The sequence below is a fragment of the Vibrio sp. 10N.222.48.A3 genome, from assembly GCF_041475345.1.
Taxonomy (GTDB): Bacteria; Pseudomonadota; Gammaproteobacteria; order Enterobacterales; family Vibrionaceae; genus Vibrio; species Vibrio tasmaniensis_A.
In genome coordinates, this window is record NZ_JBFRVX010000323.1 from 1 (window position 1) to 11,328 (window position 11,328).

Sequence of the window (11,328 nt, forward strand, 5' to 3'; positions counted from 1 at the left end):
GTTCGAGTTCGAGTTCGATGAGTTTGAATTAGACGAATTAGAATTCGAGTTAGATGAGTTCGAGTTAGAGTTAGAGTCTGAAGTGGAAATTGTTCCAGTAGTAATCGTCGTTAAAGAACGACCAGAACGCTTTACTTGCAAGTAATCCACTGGAATCGTGACTGTACGCAGGCCAGCAGGGTAAATTTGAATGACCTTGCCACGCTTTTCAATATCGTAACCATACATATCCTGAGCAACAGCCAGTACTTCATCTAACGTCACGTCTGTTAGATTTAGAGTGAGTTTTCCAGCAACGCTTGGATGAATCGCGGCACTGTACTCAGTACCTTTCACTAGGCTTGCAAAAAAGGTTCTCGCTTCAACACCTTTTGCTTGAATACGAAAGCGCTTGACGGTTTCCACACTCGGAGACATAGAGTCCGAACTTAGCTGAGGCATAAGGTCATCTTGTACCGACGAAGGTAAGTCATGAAGTGCTTTACTATTCGCTTCATTAATAGATTCGTTTAAAGACTCTTTTATCTCAACAGGATCTCTATGCCCCATCGAACAGCCGACTAAAGATGACACTAGAATTGCTACTACAAGTTTACGCATGTCTTCACTCTAACCTTAATTATTCTTAACATCTAAAGAGAACATCTCTAATTTCCACTGCTTAGAGCTTCTCTGCAGAGTGACGTACTCTGGATCTATGTTCTTAACTCGGTACCCTCTGATCGTTTCTCCTTGTTCGAGAATCTGACCATTCATAATCGCATAACAAGGTGTATCGCCCTTGCAAACAATGCTCTCTAGGGACGGTAAACGATATTGAACTGGCGCCTTTTTAGCTGATGCTGATTTCTGTTGGGGCGAAAGCCAACCTAATGGCGCTGTTGGGTCTTGTTCTGCCCATACCACTGAACTACCAAACAGCAAAGATAACACTAGAGTTCTAACCACCAATAAACTCCTGTCTGGTACCTAGGGTGTAAACCTCGAACACAAGTCGAGCTTTGGGATATTCTTCTACTGAATACTCAAACGTGCGCCAATAATAGCTCACAGGAAGTGACTCAAGTGCTTGAAGATAAATTGAAATATCGAAGTAGCTACCCGTCAACTCCATTCTAACAGGATGGAGAAAGTACTTTGAATTGTCACTGTTCTCTTGATTGTCCGAAATAGCTTCTGGTTGTAACGATTCTAAAGACTCAAGCTTCAGTCCATTACCTGCATTAAGAACGCTCTCTAATAACTGCGCCATTTGAGAAGGCGTAACCAACCTATCAACGATTTCAGCGAGCTCAAATGATAGCTCTTGGCTCTCAACCAATAGTTTTTTTAACTCAAGATCAATTTCTTTATCTGGGTCTTTGTTCAACTTGGCTTGTAGAACAAGTAATTCACCTTGTTGTTTCTGATTTGACTGCGTAAGGCTCATCGACTTCACATTCTTTTCTTGTAAATCAAGATATGCAGGTTCAATCAATAAGGTAAATACAAGCATGGATAAGCCCACTAGACCACACACGAAAAGTAGCCATTTCTCTCTCAGGCTTAATGCAAGGAACTTATCGCTAAGCTGGTTCCACAGTTGCATTATTCACTCTCCCTATGAGTACTTAACTCAAACGTCACCACATCTTGCTCATTTCGACCTATCTTTATCTTTTCAAAGGTACGTCCGACTAAATTAAGTTCATTCTTAAATTGACCAACCCAATTTGGAACTACACTTGCATCACGGGCAAAACCATTAAGCTCTAAGGTATCGTGAGTCATGTATATATGCGAAAGCGAGATGTCATTTCGGCCTAATTGAGCGAAGGAGTTCATGACGCCAGAATACCCGACTTGCTGAGATTCATCGAATTGACCGACCGCCTTCAACGCCTCTTTTTTCGCTTGCGTCTCACTAGTGAGACGAGCAACCGCAGCTACCTTGTTTGGAGACGGTTTATGTTGAATTAACTGACTGTTTAATTGGTTAACTTCTTGGTTAAGCTGATTCAAGTCATATTGTAAAGCTGCTAGCTCTTCATCCAAATTCGATGCTTGATACTGCATTACACTATAACTGCCAAGCAACAAGGTACACACAAGCCCCCAAACCATAACCACATTCACTAGAGTGAAATACTCTTTTTTAGGCTTAAGGTGCTCAGGGTAGAGATTAACGTTAAAAATATTCTTTTCAGCCGCGAGCGTAACTAACCATTTCTCTGAATTTTCGCGTTCACCTTCAACAAGCAAAGAAACGGTCGAACTCAATGTGCTATTTAACACACTCTGTAATTCAGCTTCATCTTCATCATCACAGCAGATTTTTAACTGATGAAGTTGAGTGCCTTTAATTTGAGAAGACAGGTAATCAATCGATCGTTGGAGTTCTAAAGCTAGACCATCCAACTGCAATGCACTTGATGCGGTACCAGTTAAGGGGGGGACAACACTGCGGATTGTTCTTTGGAAGCAAACCGTGTTTTCAACAAATGCACCAAGCTTAAAATGTGAGTTGGGGCTGCGTTGTAAAAGAATGAAATTAGAGAGCTCACCAGCACTGTAGCCCCAAACTTCATCTTCGGGAGCAATACCTTTAAGATCAACTTGTGCTGAATTAGTAATGCTTACAAGCTTGTCCAATAGCTTTTTAGGCAAAACATACACTTGTAGCTTATTCGAGGTCGGTAGCGCTACCGCACTCGCTGTAATCTCAGTCACCCTTTCAGAGATCAGATCTTTCAATAGAAAAGGCAATGCAACCGACCATTCACTCTGTGGAATGTCCGGTTTATCAATTTGATAAGTTTGGTAGTAGTTAGCACAAACAATTAGCTGAAGGCAATCACTGGTAAGCGACTCACTGCTCAACAATTTTTTCAGCGCACTTTCCCAGTCACCGTTAACCACAGGGAAACTGGTGACTTGAGGTTTTGACTCAGTCGATGAAATATAAACGGTATCATTACCCAAAAGGACAATTTGAGAACTACCGTTATTATTCGTTGGCTTTATTTTGTCTAAAATCGCTTTAAAATTCATGCTTAACTATTACTCTTACGCCATCGATTTCTTCGACCGACTTTTACAACGGATTCAGCTTTCACTGTCTTCTTCCCTTGAGTAGGCAAGGGAATGATTTGTTGTTCTTCGTCGAAATATCTCCCTTGATAACCGTTAATGCCTAACTCTATCAAGGTATTCTTTTCTTGCTTTGTCTCAACTCCGACCGCGATCACTTCAGTTGGAGAATCACCGCATGCTCCAATCAGACTTCGAACAAACAGTTGGTTTTCATGCCTTTGATCGATTTTCTTTACCAAACTTCGATGAAGCTTAATATAGTCAACCTTCAAATCCTTTATATAATGAGTACTAACAATGGTTCGCCCAGCTTGGCCAACCACCACTTTACACCCTAACCCTCGTAACATCTTCGCCACTGGTCGCATATAATCAAGGTGAGTAATTAGATGGCCTTCTGAAAACTCAAAAGCAAGCTGAGAACGATGCTGAGCAGAGAGCTGTAACAACTCACTTCTGAACCATTTAAAATGTGATTTATTTGCAAACGGAGTGACACTCAAGTTCACCGAATAATTGACAGGCTGTGTTGATACTTTCAGCGACTTAAACAAAACCGTCAAAACCGATTGATCCATTTGAGCTTGATAACCGACTTGTTCTACCGCAGACATAAAACGAGAAGATTTCAATAGACCTTTGTCTGGATCTTGAATTCTAATGAATATTTCTTTATGCAATTCATTAACTTGACCGGAATCCGGCATAAGATAACACCGCTGAGCAAAGATTACTAAATTTTCAGGTAGTAGGGCTTTATCAAGTAATGTTCTCCAGCGAACACTGCCTCTGTCTATCTCACTTTTATTTTCTTTTGGGTAACGGCTCCAGTTATTAATGCGCTCTAACTGAGCGCTCTTTAACGCTGTTTCCGTTTCATCCATGATTTGGCTATGGCGTTCACCTTCGACATACATTGTCACGCCAATATGGCACCAGTTATCTGACTCCAAAGGCTCCGGCGGAGTCAATTTATCTAATTGCCTTAAACATTGAGCAGCCAACGTCGCAATATCCTTTGTTCCTTGATGCGGAATAAACACGGCAAAGTCTGCTTCGTAATAGCGAGAAAAAATGACATCGGGATAACGCTGAACAATATTCGACAATACTTCACCAACTTCAATAATAAATCCGTCGGTGAGCTGCTTGTCATTGGAATCTCGAACTTGTTCCCACTCGTCGATACGTATCAGTAAAACGCCTCCACGAGCGCCACTTTCATGCAGTACAGATTCAAGTTTGTTATCAAATAGTACTCGGTTGGCTGTACCAGTGAGCTTATCTAGAAAAGTATGGGTGCGGATAAAAGTATCAAAGCGACTTCGCTCTTGGCGTGCATCTTTCAACTCTTCAATCAGTACATCAAGCGCTTCACTTGCCGTATATGGCCATTCTCGCTCGTCCCCTTTTGAATGAGCCTCTACCTGCCCAGCAAGGATCATTCTCCCTCGCTCTTCCAAAATCTCTGAGCCCATTAACTGTTCTTTTAACCAACGAACACCACGAGCCAAACAAAAAAGGATCAATGCCACCGCCAAAGTAATCGACCACATAGCTTCAATCGAGTAGTTGTAACCAATATAAGGGGGGAGTGCTTTAAATTCGATTTGATAGCCTTCATTTCGATCTAAAATGAAGCTTCTTTCATAGAGACGGTTTGGATCAATTTGTGGGGAGGTATCTTTAAATCGGTAAACGATACCGGTTTTGTTTGAAAGCTTCATCTCAACGATATTGCTTGCCTGCAACATCTTCGGCATCCAACGTTGCATTGAATACGCAGCATCTGGATCTTCCATCTCTTTATCTACGACGTCGACAATGCCAACCAAATAATGATCTAAATATTCCTGTCCTATACGCTTAAAGGAGAGTGTGCCACCAATAAAAAGGATGAACATCGCACTGATCACTATCACGGTGACAAATGCGACCAATCGAGTGCTCAATTTTAGTGTCGGGGTATATCTCATGAATAACGAAATCCTTTTCAACTCACATTATACCGTATTGCTACTTATACTATAAATTGACGTTGTAAATAAAGCGTTAAGAATTGTAGGTAACAAAAAGCCGCGATGAACGCGGCTTCTTCCAATTTAATACTGCTTTTATAATATATTAAAAACAGTGCTTAAAATGGGATGTCATCATCAAAATCCATCGGCGGCTCATTATATTGAGGTTGAGCCTGCTGAGGAGCTTGTTGAGGTGCTTTCGGCTGCTGTTGAGCTGGCGCACTGTATTGTTGCTGCTGTTGTTGTGGCTGCTGTGGTTGCCCCCAACTACCTTGCTGTTGGTTGTTACCCATACCACCTTGGGCAGGAGCACCGCCTTGAGCACGACCGCCAAGCATTTGCATTACACCGTTGAAGCCTTGAACAACGACTTCTGTTGTGTAGCGATCTTGACCGCTTTGATCTTGCCATTTACGCGTTTGAAGTTGACCTTCAATGTAAACTTGGGAACCTTTACGTAGGTACTCACCAGCAACTTCCGCCAGCTTGCCAAACAGAGCAACACGGTGCCATTCTGTTTTTTCGCGCTGTTCGCCAGTTGCTTTGTCACGCCATGACTCTGACGTTGCAATGGTAATGTTCGCTACTGCACCGCCATTTGGCATGTAACGAATTTCAGGGTCATTACCTAGGTTACCCACTAATATAACTTTGTTAACTCCACGGCTAGCCATGATTTGCTCCGTCTAAATTCATAGTCTCAGAAAATTTTAGCGCACAAGAATAGCATGCTTTTCTGCAGTGATAAATCGCATTCCTATTCTCTCCTCACGACAAAGATTAAAAACGTAACAAATCATGATATTCAGAGCGATGTTGCTTTTTCCTCCACTTACAAACCACTCATTTACTTTGAGAGTTGATATTCAACGCAAGTCACATAAAAGGTGCTAGAGAAGTAAAAATGTGCATGACAACGTGAAATCTCATTAAATATAAACAGGACGTTTCAATGAGAAAATCTCGATACGCTCGCACTTTACACTTTCTGTGCATCGATCCGAGTGACACTTACCTACACGTAAAAGAAATCGAAAAACACTTATCCATTATTCTCTACAAAATGACACCAAGTGAATTGATGCTAGTTGATAGAAAGCAGAGCAATCGCATCTTACTCGTTGATTACAAAGAGGTACCACAGCTATTGGCTATTTGTCCTAACCTACCCGTGATGTGGAAGAATCATGAGATAATTTTATTCAATGTTCCTCTGCAACTTCCTACCTCAGAACTGCTGACCTATGGGGTATTAAAAGGACTCTTTTACAACACAGATCAAAAGGACAAGATTGCTCGTGGTCTTCAAGAAGTGATCGATGGTGATAATTGGTTACCAAGGAAGGTGACTAATCAACTTCTGTTTTATTATCGTAACATGGTCAATACCAATACGACCCCAACCAATGTTGATTTAACTATTCGTGAAATCCAAGTCATTCGCTGCCTTCAATCAGGATCATCAAATACTCAAATAGCCGATGACCTTTTCATTAGCGAATTCACGGTCAAATCCCACCTCTATCAAATATTCCGTAAGTTAGCGGTGAAAAATAGAGTCCAAGCTATTGCATGGGCAAACCAAAACTTGCTTGCATAACCGCTTCGCCTCTAATCTGACAATAATAATGAGGGAAGCTCGAGTAATCATAGGTATTGTTGCTGAATTTTCGACATAACATATGCTAGAGTTGCCCTCAGAAATATCAACAAATCAGTTGAATCAATAATTATTATAGATAAAGGGTCTTATCATGATCAAAAAGTGCCTTTTCCCGGCAGCTGGCTACGGTACACGCTTCCTACCAGCAACTAAATCAATGCCTAAAGAAATGATGCCTGTTGTGAACAAACCTCTGATTGAATACGGCGTTGAAGAAGCCATCGAAGCAGGTATGGATGGTATGTGCATTGTTACAGGCCGTGGTAAGCACTCATTGATGGATCACTTTGATAAGAACTACGAGCTTGAGCACCAAATTAGCGGTACCAATAAAGAAGACTTGCTAATCAATATTCGTGAGACGATTGAAGCAGCAAACTTCACCTACATTCGTCAACGCGAAATGAAAGGTCTAGGTCATGCTATCTTGACGGGGCGTGAGCTTGTGGGTGATGAACCGTTCGCGGTTGTGCTTGCTGATGACCTTTGTGTGAACGAACAGCAAGGTGTACTGACTCAAATGGTTGCATTATACAAGCAATTCCGCTGTTCAATTGTGGCAGTACAAGAAGTTCCTGAAGAAGAGACTCACAAATACGGTGTTATCTCTGGCGAGATGATCAAAGATGACCTGTTCCGTGTCGATGACATGGTAGAAAAGCCAGAGCCAGGCACTGCTCCAAGCAACCTAGCGATCATTGGCCGTTATATCCTGACCCCAGATATCTTTGAGCTTATCGAGCAGACTGAACCAGGCAAAGGCGGTGAGATCCAGATCACTGATGCATTGCTGAAACAAGCAAAAGCAGGCTGTGTATTGGCTTACAAATTTAAAGGCCAACGTTTTGACTGCGGTAGTGTTGAAGGCTACATCGAAGCAACAAATTACTGCTTTGAAAACCTATATAAAAAAGATCAACAACAAATCGAGCTAGGTAAGCACTCAACCACAAAAGAAGCTTAATCGCTAATTTTGGCTTACTCACTGTTTAGCTATTTAATTAATAGCAATGAGCGGTTGGTTAACAGCACATTAAATGATTCCAAGGGTGACTCAAAAGAGTCGCCCTTTTTTATTACTGTTTTTTTATCCAGTAAAACTTTGCACAAATCTCACTCTATGTAATACTTTAGCCACTTAAAATTACATGGTCTGTTGAGATGGATAAAATAGAAATTAGAGGCGCTCGTACGCATAACCTCAAAGACATTAACCTAACCATACCTCGTGATAAGCTGACGGTTATCACTGGATTATCAGGTTCAGGAAAGTCGTCACTTGCGTTTGATACCCTCTACGCAGAAGGTCAACGTCGTTATGTTGAGTCTTTGTCGGCCTACGCTCGTCAATTTCTATCTCTCATGGAAAAACCCGATGTCGACCACATCGAAGGTTTATCTCCAGCCATCTCCATAGAACAAAAATCGACTTCACATAACCCTCGCTCAACCGTCGGTACTATTACTGAAGTCTATGACTATCTTAGATTACTGTACGCGCGAGTTGGTGAGCCGCGCTGTCCTGATCACAATACCCCTCTTGCAGCACAAACCATCAGCCAAATGGTCGATAAAGTCTTAGAGCTACCGGCTGGTTCAAAGATGATGCTGTTGGCTCCAATAGTCAAAGAACGTAAAGGTGAGCACGTTAAAACGCTTGAGAACCTAGCGGCTCAAGGCTTTATTCGTGCCCGTATTGATGGTGAGACCTGTGATCTGTCCGATCCTCCCACATTGGAGCTGCACAAGAAGCACACCATTGAAGTTGTCGTTGATCGCTTTAAGGTTCGCCCAGATCTTCAACAGCGTTTAGCTGAATCGTTTGAGACAACATTAGAGCTCTCTGGTGGCATCGCCGTAGTCGGTTGGATGGATGATAAAGAACAAGAAGAGATCGTGTTCTCTGCAAACTTCGCTTGTCCAAAATGTGGCTACAGCATGCAAGAACTTGAGCCTCGCCTATTCTCATTCAACAATCCTGCTGGTGCATGTGGTACTTGTGATGGACTTGGTGTTCAACAATATTTTGACCCAAGTCGAGTAATTTTAGATGAGAACCTAAGCATTGCAGAAGGTGCGATAAAAGGCTGGGATCAGAAAAATTATTACTATTTCCAAATGCTGACATCGCTATCAGACCATTATGGTTTTGACCTTTATGCTCCGTTCAACTCTTTACCAAAGAAAACTCAAGAGATCATCCTCAAGGGCTCTGGTAGAACTGAAGTTGAATTCAAATACATCAATGATCGTGGTGATATCCGAGTCAAGCGTCACCCCTTTGAAGGTATTTTAAATACGCTGGAACGCCGTTACCGCGACACTGAATCTAGCGCGGTGCGTGAAGATCTTGCCAAGTACATATCAACGAAGTCATGCTCTAGCTGTGATGGTACGCGTTTAAGATTAGAAGCAAGAAACGTCTTTATTGGCGATACCACACTGCCAGAAATCGTTCAGCTCAGCATTGCTGACGCACTACAATTTTTCCAAGAGTTGAAGTTAGACGGCCAGCGTAGACAAATTGCTGATAAAGTGATGAAAGAGATCAATGATCGTCTGCATTTTTTGGTGAACGTTGGTTTGAATTACCTGAACCTATCACGCAGTGCAGAAACACTGTCAGGTGGTGAAGCGCAAAGAATTCGTCTAGCAAGTCAAATTGGGGCCGGTTTAGTTGGCGTTATGTATGTGCTGGATGAACCATCGATTGGCCTCCACCAGCGTGATAATGAACGTCTACTGCAAACTCTGGTTCACCTAAGAGACTTAGGAAATACCGTACTTGTTGTTGAGCATGACGAAGATGCGATTCGTTGCGCTGACCATGTTATCGATATAGGCCCAGGCGCAGGTGTTCATGGTGGTCACGTGGTCGCTGAAGGCACCATGCAAGACATCATCGAAAATCCGAATTCTTTAACTGGGCAATACCTCAGCGGCGCCAAAGAAATTGCGATCCCCAAACAAAGAACGCCTATCGATAAGAAAAAGGTCGTCGAGATCGTTGGCGCGACTGGGAACAACCTAAAGAATGTCACTGCGACAATCCCTGTAGGCTTGTTCAGCTGTATTACTGGTGTATCGGGATCCGGTAAATCAACACTCATCAATGACACCTTCTTTAAAGTCGCCCACACTCAATTGAACGGTGCAACAACTGCAGTTCCGGCGCAGCACAAAAAGATTAAAGGCTTAGAGCATTTCGACAAAGTAATCGATATTGATCAAAGCCCTATCGGTCGAACACCAAGATCGAATCCTGCAACCTACACTGGTATTTTCACTCCAATTCGAGAGTTATTTGCAGGTACACAAGAATCACGATCTCGTGGCTACAAGCCAGGTCGATTCAGTTTTAACGTTCGTGGTGGTCGTTGTGAAGCGTGTCAGGGAGACGGTGTCATCAAAGTAGAGATGCATTTCTTGCCAGATGTGTATGTACCGTGCGATGTGTGTAAAGGTAAGCGTTATAACCGTGAAACGCTAGAGGTCCGCTACAAGGGGAAAACCATTGACGAAGTTCTAGAGATGACTGTCGAAGATGCTCGAGAATACTTCAACCCTGTTCCTGTTATTGCTCGTAAGCTGCAAACCTTAATGGATGTTGGCCTTTCCTACATTCGCCTCGGACAAGCAGCGACAACCTTATCTGGTGGTGAAGCCCAACGTGTTAAATTGGCACGTGAGCTGTCGAAACGAGATACAGGTAAAACCTTATACATTCTCGACGAGCCAACAACAGGGCTTCACTTCCACGATATTCAACAGCTATTAACGGTACTGCATAGATTACGTGATCACGGCAATACGGTTGTCGTGATTGAGCATAACCTAGACGTCGTCAAAACCGCGGACTGGATCCTAGATCTTGGCCCTGAAGGTGGTCAAGGAGGCGGTGAAATTGTTGCAGAAGGTACTCCTGAAGATGTGGCGTTAGTCGAAGGTTCGCATACGGCTCGCTTCCTTAAACCTATGTTAAATTTGAAGTAGGTGTAAAATAGCGTCCTGCGAGCAGACAGAAAAATGTTAAAGTAACAGAGCTTGTTTCAGAAGGAACAAGCTCTGTTTTTATAAGGTTAGGGATTTATGGCAACAATACACACTAGCGGTACCCAACTAGAAAATCAGGTAACTAAGCTACCACTCAATAAAGCATTTCTGGCCTCTCTAGCTGTTGTATTCTTATTAGCCATGCATTTTTTCATGCCTAACCCAGGAGGCTCAGGCCTTACTTTATCCTTTAATCCAACCACTTGGTTAGCCCTTAGCTTTACGCTGGCGATTGGCTTCTACCAACTTGCTACTAACCGAGTACTCAAGTATTCCAAATTAACGATTGGCTTGTTGATAAGCTGCATCATACTCACACTGCCGATTTTATACAGCAACGCCGCTCCTCAAGGAGCGTCAGGGCGCTTACTTGGATTGTGGGCGGGCTTTACATTATTCGTCGTGCTGCAACAATTTAAGTTCAGCAATAAGCACAAGCAGCGCATATTGTGGTTCATTGTGCTTGCTGTTGTCATACAGGCACTATTTGGCTATGTGCAATATTTCCTATTAGAACCT

9 protein-coding genes and 1 pseudogene are annotated in these 11,328 nt (G+C 42.6%); 4 read left to right on the plus strand and 6 right to left on the minus strand.

What is annotated here, in order from left to right:
• The 6 genes from AB4653_RS10275 to AB4653_RS10300 all read right to left on the minus strand — a co-directional run.
• On the minus strand, window positions 1–600 hold a 600-nt coding region (locus AB4653_RS10275), incomplete at its 3' end, for a secretin N-terminal domain-containing protein (protein WP_372104069.1).
• 15 nt (window positions 601–615) lie between these two features.
• A complete protein-coding gene (locus AB4653_RS10280) occupies window positions 616–948 on the minus strand; it encodes a hypothetical protein (protein ID WP_009847864.1) in 333 nt (110 codons plus the stop codon).
• Window positions 941–1,588 (minus strand): type 4a pilus biogenesis protein PilO, encoded by a 648-nt coding sequence (gene pilO / locus AB4653_RS10285; RefSeq protein WP_009847865.1) that lies wholly within the window; start codon window positions 1,586–1,588, stop codon window positions 941–943. The genes AB4653_RS10280 and pilO overlap by 8 nt, the downstream gene beginning before the upstream one ends.
• Window positions 1,588–3,030 (minus strand): MSHA biogenesis protein MshI, encoded by a 1,443-nt coding sequence (locus AB4653_RS10290; RefSeq protein ID WP_009847866.1) that lies wholly within the window; start codon window positions 3,028–3,030, stop codon window positions 1,588–1,590. The genes pilO and AB4653_RS10290 overlap by 1 nt, the downstream gene beginning before the upstream one ends.
• A 2-nt stretch (window positions 3,031–3,032) precedes the next feature.
• Window positions 3,033–5,048 (minus strand): RNase E specificity factor CsrD, encoded by a 2,016-nt coding sequence (csrD, locus tag AB4653_RS10295; protein ID WP_102257741.1) that lies wholly within the window; start codon window positions 5,046–5,048, stop codon window positions 3,033–3,035.
• Between the two features lie 161 nt (window positions 5,049–5,209).
• A complete protein-coding gene (locus AB4653_RS10300) occupies window positions 5,210–5,767 on the minus strand; it encodes a single-stranded DNA-binding protein (RefSeq protein WP_009847868.1) in 558 nt (185 codons plus the stop codon).
• Between the two features lie 278 nt (window positions 5,768–6,045).
• Between AB4653_RS10300 and AB4653_RS10305 the strand changes: the two genes are divergently transcribed.
• The 4 genes and pseudogenes from AB4653_RS10305 to AB4653_RS10320 form a co-directional block, all read left to right on the plus strand.
• Complete coding sequence (locus AB4653_RS10305; protein WP_009847869.1) at window positions 6,046–6,693, plus strand: LuxR C-terminal-related transcriptional regulator; 648 nt, start codon at window positions 6,046–6,048, stop codon at window positions 6,691–6,693.
• Between the two features lie 154 nt (window positions 6,694–6,847).
• A complete protein-coding gene (gene galU / locus AB4653_RS10310) occupies window positions 6,848–7,720 on the plus strand; it encodes a UTP--glucose-1-phosphate uridylyltransferase GalU (RefSeq protein WP_009847870.1) in 873 nt (290 codons plus the stop codon).
• Between the two features lie 197 nt (window positions 7,721–7,917).
• Complete coding sequence (gene uvrA / locus AB4653_RS10315; protein ID WP_009847871.1) at window positions 7,918–10,749, plus strand: excinuclease ABC subunit UvrA; 2,832 nt, start codon at window positions 7,918–7,920, stop codon at window positions 10,747–10,749.
• A gap of 96 nt (window positions 10,750–10,845) precedes the next feature.
• Window positions 10,846–11,328 (plus strand): annotated as a pseudogene (locus AB4653_RS10320) (ligase); the annotation flags it as partial.

Excerpts from the sequence above, each read along its gene's own strand:
- AB4653_RS10300 (WP_009847868.1), bottom strand. The coding sequence starts at position 5,767 with ATGGCTAGCCGTGGAGTTAACAAAGTTATATTAGTGGGTAACCTAGGT.
- pilO (WP_009847865.1), bottom strand. The coding sequence starts at position 1,588 with ATGCAACTGTGGAACCAGCTTAGCGATAAGTTCCTTGCATTAAGCCTG.
- AB4653_RS10290 (WP_009847866.1), bottom strand. The coding sequence starts at position 3,030 with ATGAATTTTAAAGCGATTTTAGACAAAATAAAGCCAACGAATAATAAC.
- csrD (WP_102257741.1), bottom strand. The coding sequence starts at position 5,048 with ATGAGATATACCCCGACACTAAAATTGAGCACTCGATTGGTCGCATTT.
- uvrA (WP_009847871.1), top strand. The coding sequence starts at position 7,918 with ATGGATAAAATAGAAATTAGAGGCGCTCGTACGCATAACCTCAAAGAC.
- AB4653_RS10305 (WP_009847869.1), top strand. The coding sequence starts at position 6,046 with ATGAGAAAATCTCGATACGCTCGCACTTTACACTTTCTGTGCATCGAT.
- galU (WP_009847870.1), top strand. The coding sequence starts at position 6,848 with ATGATCAAAAAGTGCCTTTTCCCGGCAGCTGGCTACGGTACACGCTTC.